The organism is Pseudactinotalea terrae (assembly GCF_009733845.1).
Classification (GTDB): Bacteria; Actinomycetota; Actinomycetes; order Actinomycetales; family Beutenbergiaceae; genus Pseudactinotalea; species Pseudactinotalea terrae.
Genome location: NZ_WNXZ01000011.1, coordinates 1 through 25,232, shown reverse-complemented (window position 1 = coordinate 25,232; position 25,232 = coordinate 1). Strand labels below are relative to the sequence as shown.

The 25,232-nt window shown below is 71.3% G+C and carries 27 protein-coding genes; 4 read left to right on the top strand and 23 right to left on the bottom strand.

The genetic code is table 11. The features are described 5' to 3' along the window. Positions 1-66 precede the first annotated feature (66 nt). From GPA03_RS21915 to GPA03_RS21905, 3 genes are all read right to left on the bottom strand, one after another. Positions 67-1,380 carry a M50 family metallopeptidase gene (locus GPA03_RS21915; protein WP_156254203.1) on the bottom strand — a complete coding sequence of 438 codons (1,314 nt, stop codon included), beginning with the start codon at positions 1,378-1,380 and terminating at the stop codon, positions 67-69. A 64-nt stretch (positions 1,381-1,444) separates the two neighbouring features. Beyond that, positions 1,445-1,636: a hypothetical protein gene (locus GPA03_RS21910; RefSeq protein WP_156254202.1), complete on the bottom strand. Its 192-nt coding sequence runs from the start codon at positions 1,634-1,636 to the stop codon at positions 1,445-1,447. Positions 1,637-1,805: 169 nt separating this feature from the next. Beyond that, positions 1,806-2,744: a helix-turn-helix transcriptional regulator gene (locus GPA03_RS21905; protein WP_156254201.1), complete on the bottom strand. Its 939-nt coding sequence runs from the start codon at positions 2,742-2,744 to the stop codon at positions 1,806-1,808. Positions 2,745-2,828: 84 nt separating this feature from the next. On the opposite strand from GPA03_RS21905, the gene GPA03_RS21900 reads away from it, so the two are divergent. Further along, positions 2,829-3,236 carry a VOC family protein gene (locus GPA03_RS21900; RefSeq protein WP_156254200.1) on the top strand — a complete coding sequence of 136 codons (408 nt, stop codon included), beginning with the start codon at positions 2,829-2,831 and terminating at the stop codon, positions 3,234-3,236. 22 nt (positions 3,237-3,258) lie between these two features. Here the strand turns inward: GPA03_RS21900 and GPA03_RS21895 are convergent, their stop codons facing one another. Continuing rightward, a complete protein-coding gene (locus GPA03_RS21895; protein WP_162458469.1) occupies positions 3,259-3,780 on the bottom strand; it encodes a GNAT family N-acetyltransferase in 522 nt (173 codons plus the stop codon). Between the two features lie 196 nt (positions 3,781-3,976). On the opposite strand from GPA03_RS21895, the gene GPA03_RS21890 reads away from it, so the two are divergent. Then, complete coding sequence (locus tag GPA03_RS21890; RefSeq protein WP_156254198.1) at positions 3,977-4,405, top strand: DUF2695 domain-containing protein; 429 nt, start codon at positions 3,977-3,979, stop codon at positions 4,403-4,405. A 6-nt stretch (positions 4,406-4,411) separates the two neighbouring features. On the opposite strand, the gene dxr is transcribed toward GPA03_RS21890, so the two are convergent. The 12 genes from dxr to GPA03_RS21830 all read right to left on the bottom strand — a co-directional run bounded on the left by dxr (position 4,412) and on the right by GPA03_RS21830 (position 17,264). Beyond that, complete coding sequence (gene dxr / locus GPA03_RS21885) at positions 4,412-5,590, bottom strand: 1-deoxy-D-xylulose-5-phosphate reductoisomerase (RefSeq protein WP_156254197.1); 1,179 nt, start codon at positions 5,588-5,590, stop codon at positions 4,412-4,414. A gap of 115 nt (positions 5,591-5,705) precedes the next feature. Beyond that, entirely contained in the window at positions 5,706-6,254 is a 549-nt protein-coding gene (locus GPA03_RS21880) for a DivIVA domain-containing protein (RefSeq protein ID WP_156254196.1), read from the bottom strand. Positions 6,255-6,267: 13 nt separating this feature from the next. Then, positions 6,268-7,455, bottom strand: a complete 1,188-nt coding sequence (rlmN, locus tag GPA03_RS21875) for a dual-specificity RNA methyltransferase RlmN (RefSeq protein WP_156254195.1) — start codon at positions 7,453-7,455, stop codon at positions 6,268-6,270. Then, positions 7,455-8,615: a phosphatidate cytidylyltransferase gene (locus tag GPA03_RS21870; RefSeq protein WP_338325744.1), complete on the bottom strand. Its 1,161-nt coding sequence runs from the start codon at positions 8,613-8,615 to the stop codon at positions 7,455-7,457. The genes rlmN and GPA03_RS21870 overlap by 1 nt, the downstream gene beginning before the upstream one ends. A gap of 2 nt (positions 8,616-8,617) precedes the next feature. Continuing rightward, positions 8,618-9,175, bottom strand: coding sequence for a ribosome recycling factor (gene frr / locus GPA03_RS21865; protein WP_156254194.1), 558 nt, complete (start codon positions 9,173-9,175; stop codon positions 8,618-8,620). 37 nt (positions 9,176-9,212) lie between these two features. Further along, positions 9,213-9,953: a UMP kinase gene (pyrH, locus tag GPA03_RS21860; protein WP_156254193.1), complete on the bottom strand. Its 741-nt coding sequence runs from the start codon at positions 9,951-9,953 to the stop codon at positions 9,213-9,215. 90 nt (positions 9,954-10,043) lie between these two features. Beyond that, the gene (gene tsf / locus GPA03_RS21855) at positions 10,044-10,883 is read right to left on the bottom strand and encodes a translation elongation factor Ts (RefSeq protein ID WP_156254192.1); all 840 of its coding nucleotides are present in this window, start codon (positions 10,881-10,883) and stop codon (positions 10,044-10,046) included. A 36-nt stretch (positions 10,884-10,919) separates the two neighbouring features. Further along, on the bottom strand, positions 10,920-11,957 hold the full coding sequence (gene rpsB / locus GPA03_RS21850; RefSeq protein ID WP_156254191.1) for a 30S ribosomal protein S2: 1,038 nt from the start codon (positions 11,955-11,957) through the stop codon (positions 10,920-10,922). 249 nt (positions 11,958-12,206) lie between these two features. Next, complete coding sequence (locus GPA03_RS21845; protein ID WP_156254190.1) at positions 12,207-13,817, bottom strand: dipeptide ABC transporter ATP-binding protein; 1,611 nt, start codon at positions 13,815-13,817, stop codon at positions 12,207-12,209. Next, positions 13,814-14,740, bottom strand: a complete 927-nt coding sequence (locus GPA03_RS21840) for an ABC transporter permease (protein WP_156254189.1) — start codon at positions 14,738-14,740, stop codon at positions 13,814-13,816. Before GPA03_RS21840 ends, GPA03_RS21845 begins: the two co-directional genes overlap by 4 nt. Continuing rightward, positions 14,737-15,702, bottom strand: coding sequence for an ABC transporter permease (locus GPA03_RS21835; protein ID WP_156254188.1), 966 nt, complete (start codon positions 15,700-15,702; stop codon positions 14,737-14,739). Before GPA03_RS21835 ends, GPA03_RS21840 begins: the two co-directional genes overlap by 4 nt. An 11-nt stretch (positions 15,703-15,713) precedes the next feature. Then, complete coding sequence (locus tag GPA03_RS21830) at positions 15,714-17,264, bottom strand: ABC transporter substrate-binding protein (RefSeq protein WP_156254187.1); 1,551 nt, start codon at positions 17,262-17,264, stop codon at positions 15,714-15,716. Between the two features lie 139 nt (positions 17,265-17,403). Here GPA03_RS21830 and GPA03_RS21825 point away from each other — a divergent pair, with 139 nt between their 5' ends. Next, complete coding sequence (locus tag GPA03_RS21825) at positions 17,404-18,066, top strand: DUF1028 domain-containing protein (protein WP_156254186.1); 663 nt, start codon at positions 17,404-17,406, stop codon at positions 18,064-18,066. Positions 18,067-18,073: 7 nt separating this feature from the next. Here GPA03_RS21825 and GPA03_RS21820 read toward each other — a convergent pair whose 3' ends face one another. Continuing rightward, positions 18,074-18,691 (bottom strand): helix-turn-helix domain-containing protein, encoded by a 618-nt coding sequence (locus GPA03_RS21820; protein WP_156254185.1) that lies wholly within the window; start codon positions 18,689-18,691, stop codon positions 18,074-18,076. 116 nt (positions 18,692-18,807) lie between these two features. Here GPA03_RS21820 and GPA03_RS21815 point away from each other — a divergent pair, with 116 nt between their 5' ends. Continuing rightward, positions 18,808-19,407, top strand: coding sequence for a M23 family metallopeptidase (locus GPA03_RS21815; protein WP_156254184.1), 600 nt, complete (start codon positions 18,808-18,810; stop codon positions 19,405-19,407). 156 nt (positions 19,408-19,563) lie between these two features. Here GPA03_RS21815 and GPA03_RS21810 read toward each other — a convergent pair whose 3' ends face one another. The 6 genes from GPA03_RS21810 to GPA03_RS21785 all read right to left on the bottom strand — a co-directional run. After that, the gene (locus tag GPA03_RS21810; RefSeq protein WP_156254183.1) at positions 19,564-20,505 is read right to left on the bottom strand and encodes a tyrosine-type recombinase/integrase; all 942 of its coding nucleotides are present in this window, start codon (positions 20,503-20,505) and stop codon (positions 19,564-19,566) included. A gap of 49 nt (positions 20,506-20,554) precedes the next feature. Further along, the gene (locus GPA03_RS21805; protein ID WP_156254182.1) at positions 20,555-21,541 is read right to left on the bottom strand and encodes a MerR family DNA-binding transcriptional regulator; all 987 of its coding nucleotides are present in this window, start codon (positions 21,539-21,541) and stop codon (positions 20,555-20,557) included. Beyond that, positions 21,535-22,215, bottom strand: coding sequence for a HEAT repeat domain-containing protein (locus tag GPA03_RS21800; RefSeq protein ID WP_156254181.1), 681 nt, complete (start codon positions 22,213-22,215; stop codon positions 21,535-21,537). The genes GPA03_RS21805 and GPA03_RS21800 overlap by 7 nt, the downstream gene beginning before the upstream one ends. Before the next feature lie 62 nt (positions 22,216-22,277). Continuing rightward, positions 22,278-23,426, bottom strand: coding sequence for a DNA-processing protein DprA (dprA, locus tag GPA03_RS21795; RefSeq protein WP_156254180.1), 1,149 nt, complete (start codon positions 23,424-23,426; stop codon positions 22,278-22,280). Next, positions 23,419-24,969, bottom strand: a complete 1,551-nt coding sequence (locus GPA03_RS21790) for a YifB family Mg chelatase-like AAA ATPase (protein WP_156254179.1) — start codon at positions 24,967-24,969, stop codon at positions 23,419-23,421. Before GPA03_RS21790 ends, dprA begins: the two co-directional genes overlap by 8 nt. Further along, positions 24,969-25,232, bottom strand: a 264-nt coding sequence (locus tag GPA03_RS21785) for a YraN family protein (protein ID WP_156254178.1), incomplete at its 5' end; no start/stop codon positions are given. The genes GPA03_RS21785 and GPA03_RS21790, both read right to left, overlap by 1 nt.

Here is a 25,232-nt window from a genome sequence, read left to right as displayed (position 1 = left end):
TCACCGTGAGGTGAAGAACCTGTGGCGACCGCGCATCGATCGGGGCCACCGTGTCACGGCTCACAGCTACGTGAGCACCACGGGTCTGACGATGTCGGCGACGGCGAGCAACAGCCCCATGCCGAGGAACAGGAACACCATCGCGTAGGTCAGTGGCATCAGCTTCGCGGTGTCCGCGTAGCCGGGGTTCGGACGGTCCCGCCACCGCGCGACCTGCCGGCGGCTGCCCTCGAAGAGGGCTCCGGCGATGTGCCCGCCGTCCAGCGGTGGCAACGGGATCATGTTGAACACGAACAACGCCATGTTGAGGCTCGCGAGGATCACGAGGATGTTGGCGAGCTGAGCCACGAAGCCGTTGTCGGCGCTGGCCTCCGTCAGGTCACCAGCCACGCGTCCGATACCGATGATGCCGATGACGTTGGGGTCGCGCTCACCGGAGCCGAACACGGCCTGTCCGATCGACACCAGCCGCTGCGGCAGCGTGAGCACCACGCCGACCGTGGCGGACAGCTGCTCCCCCACGATCCCGGGCACCGCCGTCAGCGGCTCAGGCTGGCGCACGACGGCGGAGATGATGCCCACGTAGGGCACCTCCTGCACGGTGGTGGTGCCATCCTCTGCCCTGACCTCGCGCTCGATCAGGGTGGGAGTGACGGTCAGGGTGACCTCGGCGCCGTCGCGCTCGACGACGACCTCGGTGGGCTGGTCGCCGCCGGCGAGGATGCCGGCCGTGACGTCGCTCCAGCTCTCGGTCGCAACGCCGCCCCACGAGACGATGACATCGCCCGGCTGGAAGCCCGCCTCGGCCGAGGGCGCCGGCGCCGACCCGGCCGCGCAGGCGCCGTCGCTCGTGGGCTCGACGCACTCCACCACGGAGTCCACCGTGCTGGTGGCGACGTTGAAGCCGATGCCGGAGACGACGATCGCGAACAGGATGAAGCTGAGCACGAGGTTGACGAACGGCCCACCGAACATCACCGTGAGCTTCTTGGGCATGCTCAGCTGGTAGAAGGCGCGGCCCTTGTCACCGGGCTCGAGCTCCTCCAGGGACGCCGCACGAGCCTCCTCGGTGACCTCCTTCGCCCATCCGACGATGCCGCGGCGGCGCAGCCGTGCCTCGGCGGCTGCGTCCTCGCTGAGCTCTCGCTTCGCCGGCGGGAACATGCCGACCATGCGCACGAATCCGCCGAGCGGGATGGCCTTGACGCCGTACTCGGTCTCACCGCGTGTGCGGGACCAGATGGTGGGGCCGAAGCCGACGAAGTACTGCGGCACGCGCACGCCGAACTTCTTCGCGGGCACGAGGTGTCCGATCTCGTGCAGCGCAATCGAGATCACGAGCCCGAGGGCCACGGCGAGCACACCGATCCAGAACGTCACCGGGTCATGGTAGGCACCATTCCTGACAACTGCCCGTGACGGCCGGGGCAGGTGTGCCCGGACCTCACATCTCGCACTCGCAGACGGTGTTGTAGCTCACCACCTGCTCGCCCTCCTCGGGCCGCGCCCAGGCCTCGGCCTCCGCCCGGTTGGCGAAGCGTCGGGGTGCCAGCCGGCCGGTGGGCAGCAGCACCGAGTGCTCGATCTCCTCGCGCGGGTCGGTCCAGGGGAGCTCTGGCTCGGGCTCAGCAACCATGACCGGACCTCCATCTCGCTGGCCCATCATCCCAGGACGAAGGTCACGAAGGCCAGCGGCTCCCGGTGCCCATGATCCGGGCCGCCTTCGCGACCTCATCCAGCTCGAGGCAGTCGGCTGCGCCCGCGGCGGGCCAGATGCTCACGAGCCCAGGTCAGGCACGGACCCGCTATGGCGTGTCGGCAGGATAGGTGGCGGCCAGCTCGGCAGCGATCGCCCGGAGCTCGGCGACGACCTCGGGCGCGTCGAGCACCACCACCCGGCCACCCCATCCTGCCAGCTGCTCGGCCAGGCCACGGGGCGACTGCGCGGCGACGGCCGCGCGATCGCCGTCGAGAGCCTCGAACCCGGTCCCGAAGTGGTCGGCGAGGATCGATCTGGCGACCTCATCCACGCGGACCGTCGCCCGGGTGCTGGTGCGAGCGGTGTCCACCACGTCGGAGGTCTGCCGCCACTGCTCGTCGATCAGGTGCTCCGCCGGCCGCCGAAACGTCTCCCTCGTCACCGTGAACGCGGCGATCCGGTCCAGCCGATAGGTCCGCGGCCCGCGTGCGGTCCCCGCGAGCAGGTACCCGACGCCCGCCTTGTCAACCAGCCGCCACGGCGCGACATCGATCTCGCTGTCGGTCTCGGCGTCGCGGGACCGATAGCGGATCGCCGCGCGGAGCCGCCGCACGATCGCATCCCTGAGCGCGCCCTCGAAGCGGTGCCCGGCGCGCGGTCGTTCCTGCCAGCGCTGCGGCTCGATACGCCGCGCGGCCCCGGCGATCTCGGCACTCTCGCGGAACTGCTCCGGCAGCGCGCGTACCAGCTTGGCCAGCGCGGCGCGGGCGGTGGCGTCGCCCTCGGCGTCCCCGACCGCGAGGAACAGCGCGCGAACCTCGGGCTCGGTCAGGCCCGTGAGGTCGGTACGCGCCCCACCGACGAGCTGCCAGCCACCGCCCCGGCCCCGCTGCGGGTAGACCGGGATGCCGGCGCTGCTGAGGGCGGCGAGATCGCGGCGAGCCGTGGCCACGGAGACCTCGAGGTGCTCGGCGAGCCCGGCGGCCGTGACGGTGCCGCGGCGCTGGAGGTAGAGCGTCGCTGCGACGAGTCGGTCGGCGCGCATCCGGAGACGCTATCGGGAAAAGTGATCACTAGGTGAGCACTTTGGCCGAGAGGCTGGGGTGACATCACGACCAAGGAGAGCACCATGTTCCACGGACCCGCCACCCTCAACCTCTACGCATCCGACATGAACGCCGCGATCGCCTGGTACACCGAGCTGCTCGGGGGCCCGCCCTACTTCCTGCGCCCCGAGGGAGGGCCCACCGCCTACGCCGAGTGGCGCATCGGGGACCTCGAGACCGAGGTCGGGATCATCGACGCGGCATACGCGCCCTACCCGACCGGCACGCCCGCCGGGCTCGTCGTCAACTGGGCGGTCGACGACGTCGATGACGCCTACAGGCGGCTGCTCGACCTGGGCGCGGTCTCGATCGAACCTCCGACGGCGCGCGGCGAGGGCTTCGTGACCGCGACGGTCGCAGACCCGTTCGGGAACGTGCTCGGCGTGATGACCAACCCCCACTACCGCGAGATGCGGGGGCGGATCAGCTGACCGGTGCGTGGCAGGCTGACGCTCAGCGGATGCCGAACCGCTTCTGCCACCACGACACGTCGATCCAGCGGTCCTGCTTGAACCCCACCTCGCGCATGATGCCGACGTGCTCGAACCCGCAGGCGCGGTGCAGGGCGAGGCTCGCAGGGTTCGGCAGCGCGACACCGGCCAGAACCGTGTGCGCGCCCCCGGCCTCGACACGTCGCAGCAGGTCCTCGTAGAGCCGGCGACCGAGGCCGCGACCCGTCGCCGTCGGCGCGAGGTAGATGCTGACCTCGCGGGTGCCGAGGTACGCGCCGCGGGGTCGGTAGACGCCCGAGTACGCGTACCCCACCACCACCTCGGAGCTGTCGACCGCCACCAGGAAGTGGTCGCTCGGCCAGCCGGAGGCCAGCATCGACTCCCACCGCGAGCGCGGGGGCGGCTCGGTGTCGAAGGTCGCGGTACCGAGCCGGACCTCGTCCGCGTAGATCGCCGCGACCCCGTCGAGGTCGGCGTGCGTGGCAGGGCGGATCGTGTGGGTCTGGAGCCGTGACGCAGCCATGGTCCGCACGCTAGTGGGGGCGCGGGGGCGGCATTGGTTTCGGCGACGTGACATCGACCGGTCAGCCGAACCAGAACGCGTTCTCGGCGGTACAGGACCTGCCTGGGCGCCGGCTCGAGCGGCTTCCGCCACTTCTGGGTCTTGCATGTGCCCATCACGACGGATCGATGTCGGTGCCTAGCGATAGAACATCCGTATGACGAACCTCGATCTTGATCCCGGCACCCCCGACACCTGGGACCGGATGCTGCGCGCGTTCACCGCGGAGCTGATGGACCCCCGGAGCGGCGAGTGCCTCATCTGCTACGTGGCGCGGATGCTCGACTCCTTCGGGTGCGACACCCACCTGAGGTTCGCCAGCCGCTTCCGCGACCTGACCGCCCCGGCGGCCGTCGCGCTCGAGGGGCGGCTGCACCGCGCGGGCGCCTGCTGCGACTGCGAGATCTTCCTCAACGGCTGGTGGCTCGACCAGAGGTTCTGGTCGGCCACCTCTCCGCCAGCGCGAGCAGCAGCCGACACGGGCGCCACCCCGCCGCCTGTGCCGTTGCCCCGATGCGCCGGCGTCGGTCGCGGCTCCACCCAGGCGTGCAGCAACTGGGCGCGGCGCGATCGGCTCGGCTGGTGAGGTCGCTCAGCCAATTAGCTCGTGCGCGCGCCCACGGGCCCATGCCTCGGCCGCCGCCACGGCGTCGAGGTCGAGCGCGGCGGCGTCGGTGCCGTGGTGCTCGTCGAGCACGCGCGCCACCGTGTCCACGATGTCGAGGAAGGCGATCCTGCCGGCCAGGAATGCCTGCACGCACTCCTCGTTCGCGGCGTTGTAGACGGCGGGATGGGTGGCTGAGGAGGTGACGGCCAGACGTGCGAGATCGAGAGCGGGGAAGGTCTCGTCATCGACAGCCTCGAATGTCCAGGCGGTCGCCTCGTCCCACCGGCACGGCTGTGCCGCCCCGGGCACCCTGTTCGGCCAGGCCAGGCCGAGTGCGATCGGCAGCCGCATGTCGGGTGGCGAGGCCTGAGCGATCGTCGAGCCGTCCACGAACTCGACCATCGAGTGCACCACCGACTGCGGGTGGACCACCACGGTGATGTCGGCGACGTCCACGTCGAACAGCAGGTGTGCCTCGATCAGCTCGAGGCCCTTGTTGACGAGCGTGGCGGAGTTGGTGGTCACCACTGGTCCCATCGCCCAGGTCGGGTGCGCGAGCGCCTGGTCCGGCGTGACGCCGGCGAGGTCGGCGCGGGTGCGCCCACGGAACGGGCCGCCCGAGGCCGTCAGGATGATCCGGGCAACCTCCTCCCGGCGTCCGCCGCGCAGCGACTGCGCGATCGCGGAGTGCTCGGAGTCGACCGGGACGAGCTGATCGGGCCGGCGCTGCGCAGCACGGACCAGGGGTCCGCCGGCGATCAGTGACTCCTTGTTGGCCAGAGCCAGGGTCGAGCCCGCCTCCAGGGCGGCGAGCGTCGGCGCGAGGCCGATCGAGCCGGTGATGCCGTTGAGGACCACGTCGGCACCCGTCCTCGCCGCTCGGGTGGCGGCGTCGGAGCCCACGACGACCTCGACGTCCGGCGTCCGCACGCCCGCGCTCGCAGCTGCGGCAGCGATCGCCTCCCGCACCTGCTGCTCCGAACCGGTGGCCACCGCGACGAGCGGCACGCCGAACCGCACCACCTGGTCGGCGAGCAGGTCGAGCTGACCGCCGCCGGCGGCGATCGAGGTGACCTCGAAGGATCCCGGGTTGGCACCGATGACGTCGAGCGCCTGGGTCCCGATCGAGCCGGTGCTGCCGAGCAGCGCGACGCTGCGAGTCACGCGCCCTCCAGGCCGCGGGGCATCCTGGATCTGACGGCCGCACGCGCGGAAGGTGTCGCTCTCACGCTGAGAGCACCACGACGTGCGCGTTCGAGGCGCTTGCGCCGGCCGGTCATCACTCGACTGCGAGCAGCACGTCGACAGCGCGGTCGAGGAACGCGTCGACCGGGCCCTCGGCGTAGGCGTTGTCGCCGGAAGCCGATGGGAAGGTCGCCGACCTCACCTCGCCGGCACTCAGCTCGGCGCCGGAGTCGAAGTAGTCCACGAGCCTGTCGAGCAAGGCGTCCACGGCCTCGGCCGAGTATCCGCGGCCACGCTCGGGCGGCGCGAACCGCTCACCGGCCGGTCTCACGAGCCGCCCGTAGAGCGAGGTCGCGCGCTTGGCGACGTCGTCCATCCAGGCACCCTGCCCCTCGGTGCGGATGCTGCGGGCGCGGGCGCGCTTGACGAACGCGCCCTCCAGGCGGTCGAGAGCCGCGTCCACGTGCGCGGGGTCGTAGCCGTGGCGCACCAGGTCGAAGGCAGCCGCACGCACGTCCTCGGCGGACATGCCCGCCTCGGAGTCGGACTCGTACGCCGCGCGGGCTTCCGCGAAGAACTCGTCGACCTGCTCGACGTCGTACCCGCTGGACCACCTCTTGCTGCGCGGGAACGTCTCCGCCATCTGCTCTACTCCCTCAGGACGCTGGGCCTGGTACTGGCTCTTGGATCGCGAGCTGACCGCAGGCACCGTCGATGTCGCTGCCCCGAGTATCGCGCACGGTCGTCGGGATCCCGGCAGCACGGAGCCGTGTCACGAACTCGTCCTCGACATCCTTCTCGCTCGCGGTCCAGATCGAGCCCGGGGTCGGGTTGAGCGGGATCGGGTTGACGTGCACCCAGCCGCGGCCACGCTTGTTGAGCTCCTCGCCGAGCAGGTCGGCCCGCCAGGCGTGGTCGTTCATGTCCTTGATCAGCGCGTACTCGATGCTCACGCGGCGTCCGGTGGCCTCGAAGTAGCGGCGTGCGGCGTCGAGCGCCTCCCCCACTGTCCAGCGGGTGTTGATCGGCACCAGCTCGCTGCGGAGCTCGTCGTCGGGCGCGTGCAAGGACAGTGCGAGGGTCACCGGGATCGCTTCCTTGGTGAGCTTGTCGATGGCGGGCACCAGCCCCACGGTCGAGACCGTGATGTTGCGCGCACTCATCCCGAAGCCTGAGGGGGCAGGCGCCACCAGGCGCCGGACCGCACCGATCACGGCCTTGTAGTTGGCGAGCGGCTCCCCCATCCCCATGAAGACGATGTTGGACAGCCGGCGCGGCCCACGGTTCAGCTCACCGTCCCGGCACGCCACCGCGGCGCGCCGCACCTGCTCGATGATCTCCGCCGTCGAGAGGTTCCGGGTCAGTCCCATCTGCCCGGTCGCGCAGAACGGGCAGGCCATGCCGCAGCCGGCCTGGCTCGAGACGCACAGCGTGGCCCGGTCCTTGTAGCCCATGAGGACCGACTCGACCTTGACGTCGTCGAAGAGGGACCAGAGCATCTTCACGGTCGCCCCGCCATCGGCCTCCATCCGGCGCACCTCGGTGAGCAGGTCCGGCAGCAGGGTTGACGTGAGGTCGTCGCGGACGGCGGCCGGGATGTCGGTCATCGCCCCCGGCTCGCGGGTCAGGTGCGTGAAGTAGTGCGTGGAGACCTGCTTCGCGCGGTAGCCGGGGTGACCCATCTCCTCCAGCACGGCGCCACGAGCCTCGAGGTCGAGGTCCGCGAGATGCTGCGGCGGCTTGCCGCGTCGAGGCACGGCGAAGCTGAGGGTCGGCAGGCTGGCGGGCTTGGCCGCATCGTCGGCGGGCCGAACCTGCCGGTCGCCCTGTGTCGTTCGTGTCATTACCTGCTCCCGAGCACCGCATAGAAGATGAAGAAGGCGACCGGAGCCGCGAAGAGCACCGAGTCGACCCGGTCGAGCACGCCACCGTGACCCGGCAGCACATTGCCCATGTCCTTGACGCCGAGGTCGCGCTTGATCAGCGACTCGGCGAGATCACCCAGGACCGCGGCACTGACACCGGCGACGCCGAGCGCGAGGCCGGCCCACCAGGGGCCGTCGAGCACGCCGACCATCATGCCGACGCCGACCGCCGATGCCGCGACGTACGAGCCCGCGAGACCCTCCCAGGACTTCTTCGGACTCACGATCGGGGCCATCCTGGTCTTCCCGAACAGGACCCCGGCGAGGTAGCCGCCGGTGTCGCTCGCGACGCAGATGGCGATGTAGGTCAGCACCCGCCAGGGCCCGTCGTCGGCCGAGAGCATCAGCGCGATGAAGCCGGCGAGGAACGGGATGTACGCGGTGGCGAAGACCGCCGCCGTGGCGTCTCTCATGGCGGCGACCCCGCCGCCGTCGAGCACCCGCCAGATGAACGCACCGCCCGAGGTGAGCACGCACGCGACCAGCAGTGCCTCGACGCCCGCGGTGTATGCCGAGATCAGCATGCCGACCGTACCCACCAGCAGCGGCAGCAACGGCAGCTTGATGTCGCGGACCGCGACCGCACGGCTGAGCTCCCACAGGCCCACGCCGCAGCCGATTACCGCGAGTCCGAGGAAGGCTTCCTTGCGCCAGAAGAACAGGCTGGCCACCACGACGAGGCCGAGCCCGAGGCCCACACCGACCGCCACGGGTACGTTGCGGCCGCCTGGAGGGGTCGGCATCGGAGCGGACAGATCGCCGATGCGACCATCGGCGACCGGGCCGGGAGCCTCGGGCGCCTGCTCGGTCTCGGTGCTCTCCATACCTTGAGAGATCGCGATGCCCCTGTCGCCGCTGACGGCGTCGGGCGTGCGCCCCTCGTCGGATCTCGCGACGGCGGCGCTCTCGCCGGTCTCGACCGCCTGGGCGGCTGCGGGAGAGCCCGGTGCCTCGTCAGCGGTCGCCTCGGCCACCCGTGCGGCCTCGCGTGCCGCACGTCGCTCGGCCTCGCGCAGCTCGCGCCGTGTCATCGGCGCGCGTGCCTGGCCGGAGACGTCGGCCGCCTGAGGATCCGCCATGCTCAGACCTCGAGCAGCTCCTTCTCCTTGCCGGCGAGGAGGGTGTCGATGAGGTCGGTGTGCTTCTTGGTGAGCGCGTCGAGCTCGTTCTGCGCCCTGTTCACCTCATCCTCGCCGGCCTCGCCATCCTTCGCGATCCGGTCGAGCTCCTCCTTGGCACGGCGGCGCACGTTGCGCACGGACACGCGAGCGTCCTCGCCCTTGTTCTTCGCGAGCTTGACGTACTCCCGGCGCCGCTCCTCGGTGAGGGCGGGCAGCACGAGCCGGATGACGTTCCCGTCGTTCGAGGGGTTGACGCCGAGGTCGGAGTCACGCAGCGCCTTCTCGATGTTGGGCATCGAGCTCTTGTCGAACGGGCTCACCAGCACGGTGCGCGCGTCGGTGATCTGGAACGAGGCGAGCTGCTGCAGGGGCGTGGCCGCGCCGTAGTAGTCGACGGAGATCTTCGCGAACATGCCCGCGTTCGCGCGGCCGCTGCGGATGTTGCTGAGGTCCTCGCGGGCGACCTCGACCGCCTTGTCCATCTTCTCCTCGGCCTCGAAGAGGGTCTCGTCGATCACGGCTGCTCCTTGCTCGTCATGGTCTGCTCAGCTGCACTCACGCGCCGACCCCGTGCTCTTTGGCCAGGGACTCCGGCACGACCAGTGTTCCGATCTTGTCACCCTCGAGGGCCCGGGTGACGTTCCCCGCGGGGCTCATGCCGAACACACGCATGGGCATCGAGTTGTCGCGGGCGAGCCCGAATGCTGTCGAGTCCACGACGCGAAGGTCGCGGCGCAGCGCGTCGTCGTAGGTGATCGTGTCGATCCTCGTGGCGCTCGGATCGGTGCGCGGATCGGCCGTGTACACGCCGTCCACGCCGTTCTTGGCCACCAGCACCTCGTCGCAACCGGTCTCCAGCGCACGCTGCACGGCCACGGTGTCGGTGGAGAAGTACGGCATCCCCGCCCCGGCGCCGAAGACGACCGCACGGCCCTTCTCCATGTGCCGGATCGCGCGCAGCGGGATGTAGGGCTCGGCCACCTGGCCCATCGTGATCGCCGTCTGTACGCGGGTGCTGACGCCGGCCTTCTCGAGGAAGTCCTGCAGCGCCAGGCAGTTCATCACGGTGCCGAGCATGCCCATGTAGTCGGCGCGGGAACGGTCCATGCCGCGCTGGGAGAGCTCGGCGCCGCGGAAGAAGTTGCCGCCGCCCACGACGATCGAGACCTGCACGTAGTGCTCGGCCATGGCGGCCGCGATCTCGTTCGCGATCGAGGCGACGACGTCGGGGTCGAGCCCGACCTCACCGCCGCCGAAGACCTCGCCGGAAAGCTTGAGAAGCACTCGACGCGACATGGTGTCCTTCCTGGATAGCCCGGCCCGGTGATGGTACGACGCCCCGCCCCGACGATGCGGGACGGGGCGTCGCGATGGTGCTGTGTACGGTCAGGAGCCGACGCGGAAGCGGGCGTACCCGGTGATGGTGCCACCGGCCTCGGTCACGACCTGGCCGACCGTCTTCTTGGGGTCCTTGGCGAACGCCTGGTCGAGCAGCACGTTCTCCTTGAAGAACCCGTTGAGGCGACCCTCGATGATCTTGGGCAGTGCACCCTCGGGCTTGCCCTCGTTACGAGCGGTCTCCTCGGCGATGCGGCGCTCGTCGGCGACCAGGTCGGCCGGGACGTCCTCACGCGACAGGTACGTCGGCGAGTAGGCGGCCACGTGCATCGCCACGTCCTTGGCGACCGCCGCGCCGGCCTCGTCGCTCGCGACGAGGACCCCGACCTGCGGGGGCAGGTCCTTGGCGGTGCGGTGCAGGTACGAGCTGACCTTCGCGCCCGAGATGCGGGCGACGCGACGGACGACGATCTTCTCGCCGAGCGTGGCAGCCGTCTCGTCGACGGCAGCCGCGACGGTCACGCCGTCGGTGTCGGCGGCCAGCAGCGCCTCGGCGTCGCCGGCGCCCGAGGCGACAGCGGCCGCGAGCACGCGGTCGGCGAGCGAGATGAAGGTCTGGTTCTTCGCGACGAAGTCGGTCTCCGAGTTGATCTCGACCAGCACGCCGGTCTCGCCCTCGGCCGAGGCCGAGATGTCGGAGGCGACCAGGCCGTCGGAGGCCGCACGGCCCTCACGCTTGGCGACGCCCTTCAGACCCTTGACGCGGATGATCTCGAGCGCCTTCTCGGCGTCGCCCTCAGCCTCGTCGAGCGCCTTCTTGACGTCGAGCATGCCGGCACCGGTCTTCTCCCGGAGCGCCTTGATGTCAGCGGCGGTGTAGTTCGTCATATGGGTGAGCCCCTGTCTGTGTCGTGGAGGAGTTGGTCAGGCCTTGTCGGCGCTGTCGTCGGCAGCGGCCTCAGCCGGAGCCTCAGCAGCGTCCTCGGCGGCGACCTCGGCCTCGGCGGCCGGAGCCTCCTGCGCGGGCGCCTCCTCGGCAGCCGGCGCTGCCTCCTGCGCCGGAGCCTCGGCAGCGGCCTCAGCCGGAGCCTCGGTGACCTCGGCCGGAGCCTCAGCAGCCTCGGCGGGTGCCGCAGCGTTCTCGGCGGGCGCTGCAGCGGCCTCAGCCGGAGCCTCGGCAGCAGCGGCCGCCTCGGCCTCGTGCGCCTGCAGGAGCTCGCGCTCCCACTCGGCCAGCGGCTCGGCGGCGGACTCGCCACCCTTGTTGCCACCGGCGCGGGCGACCAGGCCCTCGGCCGCGGCGTCGGCGATCACGCGGGTCAGCAGCGAGACGGCGCGGATGGCGTCGTCGTTGCCCGGGATCGGGTAGTCGACCTCGTCCGGGTCGCAGTTGGTGTCGAGGATCGCGACGACCGGGATGTTGAGCTTGCGCGCCTCGGCGACGGCGAGGTGCTCCTTCTTGGTGTCGACGACCCAGACGGCGGAGGGCACCTTGGCCATGTCGCGGACGCCGCCCAGGGTGCGGGCGAGCTTGTCACGCTCACGGCGCTGCATCAGCAGCTCCTTCTTGGTGAACGCGGAGGACGCGACGTCGTCGAAGTCGACCTCCTCGAGCTCCTTGAGTCGCTGCAGACGCTTGTTGACGGTGCCGAAGTTGGTGAGCATGCCGCCCAGCCAGCGCTGGTTGACGTAGGGCATGCCGACGCGGGTCGCCTGCTCCGCGACCGCTTCCTGCGCCTGCTTCTTGGTGCCGACGAACAGGATGGTGCCGCCGTGGGCGACCGTGTCCTTGACGAAGGAGAAGGCGCGGTCGATGTCCGCGAGCGACTTCTGCAGGTCGATGATGTAGATGCCATTGCGCTCGGTGAAGATGAAGCGCTTCATCTTGGGGTTCCAGCGACGGGTCTGGTGCCCGAAGTGGACGCCGCTCTCGAGGAGCTGACGCATGGTGACGACGGCCATGGCTCGTCCTTCCGGCGCGGGGCGCTCCGCCCTCACGCTCATCTGGTGCTCAGGCGCCTGCAGGCAATCCGCAGGGCGTGGGCACGAACTCGGTTGTCCGGTCCACCGGGCGGCGGACCTCCTGGTGCTCACGACCGTGCGGCCCCGGGATCACTCCCGGACCTCGCCGTGCGGTCCCGCCCGAGGGCGGCATGTGAGCGCGCGATGTCAGCCGGTTCACCGCAAGGCTCACCGACTGCGGGCTCAATACTACCCGACGGCGCGGCGAGGTCTGTCCGGCGGGATCGCCGCGAGCAGACGGCGGGTGTAGTCCTGCTGCGGGTCGGCGAAGAGATCCGCGGCAGCAGCGTGCTCGGCGGTCTGGCCGCGCTGCATCACCAGCACGTCGTGGCTCATCTGCTGCACGATCGCCAGGTCGTGCGCGATGAAGACGAACGTCAACGACAGCTCGGACTGCAGCCGACGCAGCAGGTCGAGGACCCTCGCCTGGATCGAGACGTCGAGAGACGCCGTCGACTCGTCCAGGATCACCAGCTCGGGCTCCAGCGCGAGCGCCCGCGCGATCGAGACGCGCTGGCGTTGACCTCCGGAGAGCTCGTGCGGGTACCGCTGCGCGAACGCCGCGGGGAGATCGACCAGCTCCAGCAGCTCAGCCACCCGCTCGTCACGGGGGCGCCCGTCGCTGGGAAGCCGGTGCACACGCAACGGCTCGGCGATGCTCTCGCCGGCCCGCATCCGGGGGTCGAGGGAGGAGAACGGGTCCTGGAAGACCATCGCGATCCGGCGCCGCAGGTCGTGGGACGCCCGGTGCAGGACGTCCTCGCCTGCGAGCTCGGCGGACCCTCCGTGCGGGCGGACGAGCCCGGTGAGCACGTTGGCGATCGTCGACTTGCCCGAGCCCGACTCCCCCACGATGCCGAGCGTCTGGCCTCGCCGCACGTCGAAGGAGACCCCGTCGACGGCGTGCACGATGCTCCGGCCCGCGGCTGATGTCACCGAGAACCGCACGTCGAGGTCTCGCACGCTCAGCAGCACCTCGCCGTCGTCGGTGGCCGCCGGCGGCGTGCTCGCCCCCAGCCGCGGGCGCGCCGCCAGCAGCTCACGGGTGTACGGGTGGCGGGGCTCGTCCATCAGCTCCACGACGCCGCGATGCTCGAGGGGGCGGCCCTCCTGCAGCACCAGCACGTCGTCGGCCACCTGTCCGATCACGCCGAGGTCGTGACTGATCCAGACGACGGCGGTGCCCCGTTCGCGCTGCAGGGTGCGCACGAGCTCGATGATCTGGGCCTGGGTGGTGACGTCGAGGGCGGTCGTCGGCTCGTCGGCCACGAGAAGGGCGGGATCGCACGCGAGCGCGATCGCGATCATCACGCGTTGCCGCTGACCACCGGAGAGCTGGTGCGGGTAGGACTGCAGTCGCTGCTCGGGCTCCGGGAGGCCGACCGCCTCGAGCAGCTCGAGCGCGCGAGAGGCCGCCGCCCGGCGGGTCAGGCTCCGGTGCGCCTCCAGCGACTCGGTGATCTGGCGCTCGAGCGTCAGCAGCGGGTTCAGCGAGGTCGTGGGGTCCTGGAAGACGAACCCGATCTTGTCACCGTGCACGCGGCGCAGCGCGGACCGCCGGGCGCCCACCAGCTCGAGCGGACCAGCACCCTCGGGCGTCAGCACGCTGGAACCGGTGACGCGAGCGCCCGGGGCGTCCAACAACCCGGTCGCGGCGAGCACGGTCATCGACTTGCCCGAGCCGGACTCCCCCACGATCCCGAGCGTCGCCTCCGGCTCGACGGCGAAGCTGAGCCCCTGCACGATCTCGCGGCTGCCGATCGCGACCCGGAGGTTCTCGACCGACAGGACCGGGCTCATCGCCGGCTCCTGGACTCGATCAGCGTGCGCTGCTTCGGGTCGAGCACGTCACGGAGGCCGTCGCCGAGCAGGTTGAACGCGAGGACCGTCACGAAGATCGCGACCCCGGGGAAGACGCTCATCCACCAGGCCTGCCCGAGGAAGCCCTGGGCGCTGAACAGCATGCCGCCCCACGAGGGAGCCGGGGGCTGGATGCCGAGGCCGAGGAAGGACAGCGCCGCCTCCGAGAGGATCGCGAACGCCAGCGACAGCGAGGTCTGCACGATCAGCGGGCCGCTGATGTTGGGCAGCACGTGGGTACGCAGGATCGTGGTGGTCGGGGTGCCCATGGTGCGGGAGACCTGGACGTACGGCTCGTGCCGCACCGAGAGCGTGCTCGCGCGTGCCACCCGGGCGAAGATCGGGGTGTAGACGATCCCGATCGCGAGCATCGTCGTCGCCATCCCGGGCTGCAGGATCGCGACGATCGCGAGCGCCAGCAGCAGCACGGGGAACGCGAACATCACGTCGACCACGCGCATCAGCACGACGTCGAGCAGGCCGCCAACGTAGCCCGAGACGACGCCGATCAGGACACCGACCAGCAACGCGAAGGTCACCGACACGACCGCCACCTGCAGCGACACCCGGGCGGCAACGATCACGCGTGAGAAGACGTCCCGCCCGAGGTCGTCGGTGCCGAACCAGTGGCTGGCGCTCGGTGGTTGCAGCGCGTTGGCGACGTCCACGGCGTTGATGCCGTAGGGCGCCACCCACGGGGCCGCGATCGCCAGCAGCACGACGACGGCGAGCACGAGCGCGCTCACGACCGTGAGCGGGTTGCTCGCCAGCAGCCGGAACGGGGTCATGCGGGCGGCCTCGTCCGTCGGCGCCACGCCGGCTCCGTGCTCGTCGGCGACGATCTCGTCGCGGGGTTCGGTCATGACAGCCGGATCCGGGGGTCGACGACGGCGTAGAGCACGTCCACGATGAGGTTGACCAGCAAGAACATCGCCGCGATCAGCAGCACCGATCCCTGGATCATCGAGTAGTCGCGCGCGGCGACCGACTCGTAGACCAGACGCCCGAGGCCGGGCCAGGCGAACACGACCTCCACGACGATGACGCCACCCAGGATGGTGGCGAACTGGATGCCGGCGATCGTCAGCACCGGCACCAGGGCGTTCCGCAGGATGTGCCGTCGGACGACGATCCCCGACGAGAGCCCCTTCGACCGGGCCGTCCGCACGTACGACATCGAGGCCACCTCGAGCACCGCGCTGCGGATGTACCTCGTCATGATCGCGCCGGCGACCAGACCCACGGTCAGCCCGGGCAGGAGGACCCGTCGGGCCCACTGGGCGCCGTCGTCCGAGAGTGCGACGTACCCGCTGGAGGGCAGCAGCACCCACGTCGTCGAGAACAGCAGGATCAGCAGCATGCCCATCCAGAAGTCGGGCACGGAGACGCCGAACTGGCTGGTGACGCGGATGATCGCGTCGCTGAGCCGCCCCTCGTGCAGCGCGGACCAGATACCCGCGGGGATCGAGATCACCAGAGCGATCACCAGGCCCACGACCGCGAGCGACAGGGTGGCCGGCAGCCGCTGCAGCAGCAGCGCCGTGACCGGTTCGCCGCTGCGGAAGCTGACCCCGAGATCACCCGTCAGCGCGTGCCCCAGATAGCTGAAGAACTGCTCGACGAGCGGTCGGTCGAGGCCCGAGGCCGCGAGCAGCGCCTGATACGCCTCCTCGGTGTACCTGGTGCCGAGCGCCAGCCGGATCGGGTCACCGGGCACCACCTGGACGAGCGCGAACACGAGCACGAGCACGCCGAGGAGGACGACGGCCGAGTACAGCAGCCGCCGCCCGAGGAACACCACGAGCTGGCGAGGGGCGACACGCATGAAGGGTCAGGTCATCCTGCCAGCGTGGCGGTGGCGAACCGGATCGCCCGGTCGGCACGCGCCTCGTACCCCTCGAGGTCGGGGCTCCACGTCTGGATCACCGACGGGTTGTACAGGTAGATGTAGCTGCACTCGTCGGCGATCGTGGTCGCGGCGCTGGCGTACAGCTCCTTGCGGGCGTCCTTGTCGAGCTCGGTGCGGGCGGCGTCCAGCAGCTCGTCGACCTCGGCGTTCGCGTAGCCCTGGGCGTTGCTGCCACCCGCGGAGTGGTGCTGGGCGTAGTAGAAGTCATCGGGGTCGATGTTGCCCAGCCACCCCATCATCAGCATGTCGAAGTTGCCGGAGTTCTGCTCGTCGAGCCAGGTCGAGAAGTCCGGCTGCCGGATCTCCACGGTGATGCCCAGCGGCTCCAGGTTGGAGGCGATGATCTGCGCCGCCGTCACGGTCTCGGGGTAGTCGCTGGTCGCGAGCATGTCGAGCGTGCCGCCCGTGAAGCCGGCCTCGTCGAGCAGCTCCTGCGCGGTGGTCAGGTCGGTGGAGTACCTCGAGTACTCGGTGTACCAGAAGCTGTCCTGCGGTATCGCGAGCTGGTTCGCCGCCGCCGTCCCGTAGCTCACGGCCTGCACGATCGCATCGCGGTCGATCGCGTACGCGATCGCCTGGCGGACCCGGACATCGCTCCAGGCCTCCCGCTTCTGGTTGAGCGCGAGGTACCAGTAGTCGCTCGACGGCGTGATGCCGACGACGAGGCTGTCGTCATCCTGGAGCTCGGCCACCTGCTGGGGCGGCACGACGTCGGTCCAGTCGATCTCACCCGACCGCAGCGCGGCGAGCGCCGTCGACGGCTCTGAGATGAAGCGGTACTCGATCCCGCCGAGCGCGGGCGCCCCACCCCAGTAGTCGGGATTGGCGGCGAGCGTGATCTGGTCGCCGCTGGCGTACTCGGTGACCGAGTACGGTCCGGTGCCGATCGGCTTGGTCCCGATCTCGCCCGAGGTCACGTTCGCCTCCTGGACGATCGCGAGACCCTTGAAGCCACCGAGGCTGGAGAGCAGGCTCGGCGTCGGCGCCCCGACCGTGATCACGACCGTGAGCTCGTCCGGTGCCTCGATGCCGGTCACGCTGCCGAACTTCCAGGCGTTGGAGAGCTCCTCGTCGATGATCCGGTTGTAGGTGTAGACGACGTCGGCCGAGGTGAGCGCGCTGCCGTCGTGCCAGGTGACGCCCTCGCGCAGGTGGAAGGTCCAGGTGAGCTGGTCCTCGCTGGTCTCCCACGTCTCGGCGAGCGCCGGCTGCATCTCGAGCTTCTCGTCGGGCGCGACGAGCGTGTCGAACACGTTCTCGAGCACCTGGAAGCTGAAGTAGGCCGAGGTCTTGTTCGGGTCCAGCTGGTCCGGTTCGCCTCCGATGGCGACCCGCAGGACCGCGCCGGTGGTGGCGCCGTCGGTCCCACCGCTGGTGCTCTCGCCGTCGAGGTCGACGCCCTCACCGGTCGAGCAGCCGGCTGCGACCGCTCCGGTGGCCATCAGCAGGACACCGCTGACAAATGTGCGTCGCTTCATGGTGCGCTCCCAAAGTTTCATTCTGGTGATGGTGCGTTCATTATGGGAGAATCATCGGCAAGTCACAACACTTTCGAGAAGTCGTAACCCGAACGTCACATCCGCACCCGCGACCGACTCACTCCCCGGGGGACCCCAGATGACCTTCACGCTGCTGGCAGCCGACCCGCGCACCGGCCTGCTCGGCGCGGCAGCAGCGAGTCGCTCGCTCGCCGTCGGGAACGCGGTCATCTCGATCGACCCCGGGGTCGGCGTCGTGGCCAGCCAGGCGTGGACGAACCGGGCGCTGCGCGCGCGGATGCTCGACGCGCTCGCCACGGGTGAGCGTCCGAGCCGCGTGGTCGAGCGGGTCACCGAGTGGGACCAGGAGGCCGAGCGCCGTCAGGTCGCGGCCATGCTGCCCACCGGCGAGGCCGATACGCGCACCGGCACCGAGACCACGGACTGGGCCGGTGCGATCGTGCGTCCGGGGGTGGTCGTCCTCGGGAACCTGCTCACCGGGAGCGACGTGCTGCAGGCGGTCGCCGACACGTTCGAGGCCGGGGCTGCCGATGTGTCCGACGACGCCGGGACCATCGGTCACCTGGCCCGTCGGATGGTCGCGGCCATGCTTGCCGGTGAGGCCGCGGGCGGTGACAGGCGCGGGCGGCAGAGCGCGGCCGTGCTCGTGGCACGAGCCCGCGAGGGGCGCGTCTTCCCGCCGGAGCTGGACATCGATCTGCGCGTGGACGACGACGAGGCACCCCTGCACCGGCTCGCAGCACTGGTGGACGCCCAGCTGCGGGCGCGCGGGGAGGGCTGAGCGCGGGTCAGCGCTCGAACGGGCTGACGGCGCCCAGCACGACGGTCGGCCCGTTCGCCACGTTGGCCCACCAGTGTGGCAACGAGCAGCCGTAGGTGGCGGTGTCGCCGGGCTCGAGCACCGCTGTGTGCTCGCCGTGCGTGATCTCCAGCCGACCGCTCAGCACAGTCACGGACTCGGTCCCGATGTGCCGGAACGGCTTGCCCTCGTTGGTGAAACCGACCGGGAGCGTCGAGCGGATGAGCTGCAGCATCGACTCGCCGCGTGGTGTCAGCAGCTCCCGGGCGACCTGCTGGTCGGCGGGGACCTGCGGATCGATCGGGAGCGCGTGATGAGCACCCGCCCGGACGACCTCGAAGTCCGAGCCGGACTCCTCGAGCAGCTGGCTGACGGTGAGCCCGAGAGCGTCGGCCAGCTTGGCGATGGTCTGCAGCGAGGGGTTGCCCATGCCGCGTTCGAGCTGGCTCACCAGCCCGAGGCTGACGCCGGCGCTGTGAGCGAGCTCGGCGATCGACAGGTCCAGCCGCCGTCGCGCCGACTTGATCGCGCTCCCCAGACCCGCGACCTGTGCCGCCGCTCGCAGGTCGTCGCTGCCGGCAACGGTGGCATCCACGGGCTCGGCCATGTGCGCGACGATACCGGCGCGCCGGGTTGTCCACAGAAGGCTGCCGATGCACCGGCGTCCACAGCACCCCTGGGCGGACCGCGCGCGGAGCCGGACAGCTGCGCTGGAGTGGGCGCATGTCTGGATCCCGGATCGGTTCGGTGCTGGGGGCGTTCGCCCTGGCGGGCGCGTTGACGCTCACCTTGGTCGCCCCGATGGCACCCGACGGCGCAACCCAGGCCGGCCCCGCGCCGACCGTGGGATCGGGGCTCGGGCAGGCGCAGGCTCGCTACGCGATGCCGCTCGAGGGTGAGGTCGTCGCATCCTTCGATGATCCCGAGGTGCCGTGGGGCGCGGGCCACCGCGGGGTGGATATCGCCGCCACGGCCGGGGCGACCGTCCACGCCGCAGCCGATGGTGTGGTCGCGTTCGTGGGCGTGGTCGTCGATCGACCGGTGATCTCGATCGACCACCCCGACGGCATTCGCACCACGTACGAACCCGTCAGAGCCACGGTCGAGGTGGGCGACGCCGTCGAGCAGGGGCAGCCGATCGGGACGCTCGTCGCCGACGGGTCGCACTGCGCGCCAGGCGTCTGCCTGCACTGGGGTGCCCGAATCGGTGAGGACTACCTCGACCCCCTGTCACTGCTGTCCGATCCAGTGATCCGCCTGTACCCGGCCACCTCCGGTGACCCCGGTAGGTTCCGGCCCCTCCGCCGAACGCGGGAAACGTGAAGATCCCAGCCTCAGAACATCACCAACCGCGCGTGCAGCGGCTCAGGATCGGCACAGTTCGCGGCCAGCCCTGGGCCAGGAGACCTAGGCGGCGGTACGGCCGGCGCCCTGGCCGGTGGCACTGTGGGATGGCGGCCGGGTGGCCGGGATGGCGGGCTACGCGCGGGGGTGGGCCTGGGTGAACGCGGCGCGCAGCCGCTCGGAGCTGATGTGGGTGTAGCGCTGCGTGGTCGCGAGCGACGAGTGCCCGAGCACCTCCTGGACCGAGCGCAGGTCGGACCCGCCCTCGAGCAGGTGCGTGGCGGCGGAGTGCCGGAGCCCGTGGGGTGCGAGGTCGCGCACGCCGGCGAGCGCGGTGAGTCGGTGCACGACGTCGCGCATCTGGCGGGCGTCGAGCCGGCCGCCGCGCTGGCCCAGGAACAGCGCGTCGGGACTGGTGGGGGTGGCCAGGGACGGCCGGGCGGCGAGCCACTCCCGCACGGCCGCCGAGGCGGGGCGACCGAACGGGACCATGCGCTCCTTGGCGCCCTTGCCGAGCACCCGGACGAGCCGCTGGTCCAGATCGGCGTCGGCGATGTCGATGCCGACTAGCTCCGAGACCCGAACGCCGGTGGCGTACAGCAGCTCGAGCGCGGCCCAGTCCCGCACATGGACCGGTTCGCCGTCGTCGGCGCGGGTGCGGGCGACGTCGAGCAGCGCGGCGGCCTCGTCGACCGCGAGCACGGTCGGCACCACGGTGTCGGGACGTGGTGCGAGCAGCCGCAGCCCCGGGTCGCTCGGTAGCCGGCCGGTGCGGTGCGCCCAGGCGGTGAACGCCCGGGCGGCTGCCGAGCGGCGTGCGAGGGTGGCGCGAGACATGCGCCGTCGGGCTTGCTCGGCGAGCCAGCCACGGAGCGCCGTCAGGTCGAGCGCGGCGACATCACTGGTCTCGACCGGCGCGCCCGAGCGCAACGGCAACGTGGCCAGCAGCTGCGCGGCGTCACCGAGGTAGGCACGGACGCTGTGCGGCGACATCCCGCGCTGCGCCTCGAGGTAGCCCGCGTAGGCGTGCAGGATCTCCTCGTCACCGGGACGAGGATGTGTCTCGGTGCTCACCATCGCCCCACGGTGGCAGATGCACCCGTCGACCGCCGTCACGGACACGCGGTCAGCGCTGCTGCAGCAGGTACCTCGCCGTGTGCGCGACACCGGGATCGACGTCCGCCGCCAGCCTGCTCAGCGTCGCGACGGCGCCCTCGCCGGGCACCTCGGCCAGCGCCCCGACCAGGCGGCGTCGTGCGGTGGCATCCCCGTGCCCAAGGGCGGCCTCGAGCGCGGCGACGATGACCTCGGCGTGCCCGTGCCGGGATGCGAGCGACCCGAGCATCTCGGCGGCCTCGACGTCGCTGCGCCCTTCGACGACCAGGCCCACCAGCCCGAGGATGGCATCGGTCCGCCCGAGCCCGCCCCTGGCGAGCAGCGCGGGGGCGCGCACGTCGAGATCAGAGTGCTGGAAGGCCTCGGCCAGCGCGCCTGCTGCAGCTGGTGTCCCGATCTTGGTCAGCGCGGCCACCGCACGCCGACGCCGATGCGACTCCTCGGAGTCGAGCGCCTCCACGAGCACCTCGATGCCACGATCGCCCGTCCTGGCCAGCACCCAGTCGAACGTCCCGGCCACGTTGGTCTCGGGCTCCTCGAGCAGCACCTCGGCGAGGGCTGCGGCGTCGTGCCCGTCGACGGTCAACGAGAGCGCGAGCCGTTGCCGCATGCGCGGGTCGCCGGAGTCCAGACCGCGCAGCATCCCGATCGTGCGGAGCACGTCGGACCATGCCGTGGGCTCGCTCGCGCGCACCCAACCCAGTCGGCGCAGCAGCTCCTGCTCGCGCTCCAGCCGCTCACGGGTGGCGGTGATGAGCTCCTCCACCATCGTTGCGGGGCTGAACGAGACGTCGTCGAGCACGGCAGCGATCTCCTGGAGCGCCAGCCCGAGCAAGCGCAGCCCCTCGACGTGGAAGAGCCGGCGCAGGTCGGCCTCGGAGTACTCGCGATAGCCCCCGGCCGTACGCCCGCTGGGTCGCACGAGCCCGATCCGGTCGTAGTGGCGCAGCATCCGGGCGCTGATCCCGGACTGCTGCGCCACCTCACCGATCAGCATCGGCTCACGTCGACCTTCGGCGCCGCGAGCAGCGCTGCGGTCCGCTGCGCCTCAGCGATCGCGTCGTCGAAACCCTCGTCCGGGTTCGCCATCAACCGCTCGGTAGCGATGGCGTGGGCCGCCACGCCCTCGTGCGGATGACCCTTGGCTCGTTCGAGCACGGGCGCCGCAGCGTGCCCCAGCGCCACGAACGCGCGGCTGAGGCTGAGCTGCAGATCCCGCCCGCCTCGGTCGAGCTGGGTCGCCAGCACCTCCGCGAGCGACTCCGCCTCGCCGTCGGGAACGAGCCCGACGGCGGTGCGCCACGCCGTTCGGGCCACCTCCTCATCGGCGTCCCGCAGCAGCTCGGTCGTGATCGAGGTCCAGGTCCGCGGCGCCCCCAGCTTCGACAGGGTGTGGAGCGCCTGGCTCCGCGCCTGCGGCAGCTCGGACCCGAGCTCGCCGATCATCCGATCGATGACGGTCTCGCGCTCGTGTCGCGTGAGTGCCCAGGTCAGCATGTCGCGGACGTAGAAGTCGGGCTCGACCCGGCACCGCTCCACCAGCACCTCGACATAGCTCGCGTGCGGAGCGCTGCCTGCTGCGAGCGCCGCCCGCAGGCGCACCGACGCCGACGGCGCCGTGAGCGCAGCCACCAGCCTCTCGTCGGCGCGGGTCATCTGTCGTTGGGTCATCGGGACCACCTCCAGCACCCCATGAGACACCTTGTCACGGTGTCAAGGTCAAGCGGTGTGGATCAGGTGCGGGCGCGACGCCAGCCCGATCCCGTCCGCTCGACCCTGCCGCCCATCTCCAGCAGCCCGAGCGCCGCGAGCGTCTCGGTGACCGACAGCCCGCACGCGCGCACGAGGTTGTCGACCTCGGCGACCGCGCGCACCGGGAGCGCATCGAGCACGCGGGCCTCGTTGCCACCGAGCCCGTCGAGCAGACCAGGTTGCGTGTACGGCTCCGGCTGCTCCGCTGCTGCACCGGCTGTCAGCTCCATGACCTCACCGACGTCGGTGACGCAGATCGCCACCCCCTCGCGCAGCAGCCGGTGGCACCCTGCCGAGGCCGCCGAGGTCACGGGTCCGGGCACCACCCCGACAGGGCGCAACAGCTCGGCCGCGTGCCGCGCCGTGCTCAGCGCACCGGAGCGCCACGCTGCCTCGACCACGACAGTCGCCTCGGACAGAGCAGCGATCAACCGGTTCCGCGCGAGGAAGCGCTGCCGCATCGGCGACGTGCCGGGTGGCGCCTCGGAGACCACGGCGCCGCACTCGATCACCTGCTCGAGCAGCTCGCGGTTGTCCGCCGGGTAGAGCCGGTCGAGCCCACCGGCCATCACCGCGATCGCGCGGCCGCCCTGGCTCACGGTCGCCTGGTGCGCGGTCGCATCGATCCCGAACGCACCCCCGGAGACCACGGTCACCCCTCGGTCGGTGAGCCCGACCCCCAGCTCGCGCGCGATCTGCCTGCCGTACGCCGTGCTCGCGCGGGCACCTACGACCGCCACCGCGGACTCGGTCATCTCAGCCACACCGGCGGTCCCCCGCACGTACAGGCACATCGGGCGCCGGTCGCCCAGGTCGTCGAGCCGACGTGGCCATCGCGGGTCGTCGGGCAGCAGCACGGCGCCGCTCCGGCGCCGGATCATGTCGAGCTCGCGGCGAGGATCGAGCGCCTGCAGCCGTGGCCGCCATCTCGCCGCCGCGGCCTGCCATCCCACGTGCGGGGCCATGCCCGGCGGCTGCAGGGACTCAGAGCGGACCCAGTCCAGGGCCGCGACCGGCCCGAGCTCGCGCACGAGCGCACCCGCGACGTGCTCGCCTGGCTCGGAGATCCGGCTCCAGGCCACCGTGGCCAGCAGCACGTCGGTGGTGTCGTAGGCGACTGCCTCAGCCATGGGTCCCTCCCGCCCGCAGCGAGACCGCGGTCGCCAGGTCGCCGGCCTCCGGCAGGTCTCGCTCCCCCAGATCCGCGAGCGTCCAGGCCAGCTTGAGCACGCGATCCAGCCCACGCAGGCTCAGCCGACCGGAGTCCCGCAGCTGGTCGAGCTTGCCCACCAGCCCCGGCACCCGTGTCCGCGTGAGATCGCGCAACCACGGACCGGGCACCTCGCCGTTCACCCGCCACGGCGTCCCACCGAGGCGTACCGCCGATCGCTCCCGGGCCGCCCGCACCCGCGCAGCGACCACAGCTGTGGGCTCCCCTGCCGTCGCCGCCCGCAGCACCCCGGAGCCCAAATCGGGCACCTCCACGCGGATGTCGACCCGGTCCAGCAGCGGCCCGCTCAGCCGGGAGAGGTACCGGCGCCGCGCCACCGCCGTGCAGACGCAGTCCATGCCCTTGCCGGTCGCCTTGCCGCACGGGCAGGGGTTGGCGGCCAGCACCAGCTGGAACCGCGCCGGGTAACGCGCGCTGCCGCGAGCGCGGTGCAGCACCAGCTCACCGTGCTCCAACGGTTGCCGAAGCGTCTCGAGCACGCGGCTGCCGAACTCCGGAGCCTCGTCCATGAACAGCACCCCTCGGTGAGCGCGAGACGCGGCGCCCGGCCGTGGCAGCCCGGAGCCGCCCCCGATGATCGAGGCCGGTGTGGCCGTGTGGTGCGGGTTCTCGAACGGCGGCCGCCGCACGAGCCCGCCGTGCGCGTCGAACGTGCCCGCGATCGAGTGCAGGCTGGTCACCTCGACCGCCTCGGACTCGGTGAGGTCCGGCAGCAGACCCGGCAACCGTGCCGCCAACATCGTCTTGCCGGTCCCTGGTGGGCCGTGCAGCAACAGGTGGTGCCCACCCGCCGCCGCGATCTCCAGCGCCAGCCGCGCCTGCTCCTGACCGAGCACGTCGGCGAGGTCCGGATCGGGACCGCGCGGCGCCGGCTTCGGCATCACAGGAACCGGCGCGTCGTCGGCGTCGTCGAGGACCGTCGGCCCGATCGTGGCGCCGTAGGCGAGCGCCACCTCGGCGAGGTGCCGCACCGCTGTCACCTTCGCGCCCGGCACCAGGCGGGCCTCCGCCTCGTTGCCGATCGGCACCACCACCTCCGGCCGCCCGCCGGCCACCGCGGCCGCGACCGCCGGCAGCACGCCACGCACCGGGTGCACCCGACCATCGAGGCCCAGCTCTCCCAGGTGCACGCGCCCCGCTCCCCGACCGGGTGCGAACCGCTTATCGGCCGCCAGCACCGCGACGGCGATCGCCAGGTCGAAACCCGATCCCGCCTTGGGCAGCTCGGCCGGTGTCAGACCCACGGTGACCCGGCGCATCGGCCACGCCAGACCGCAGGAGGAGACCGCCGCCCGCACCCGCTCACGTGCCTCGCCGAGCGAGGTGTCCGGCAGCCCCACGATCCGGAACGACGGCAGCCCCGACGCCAGCTGTGCCTCCACCTCCACCACGTTGCCCTCGAGCCCGACCAGCGACACCCCGAAGGTGCGACCCAGACCCATCACCCCACCCCCGGCACGTGCTCGATCAACGGCGGCTCCCCACGGCGCTGCAGGATCGCCACCACATCGATCCGCATCCCCGAGGCATGCACCTCGTGCGCCTCCAGCCACGAGCCGGCCAACCGCCGCAACCGGGCGAGCTTCGCCCGGGTGATCGACTCGGCCGGATGACCGAACGCCGTCGACGTCCTCGTCTTGACCTCGACGAAAGCGAGCTCGTCGCCATCGAGCGCCACGATGTCGAGCTCACCCACCGGGCACCG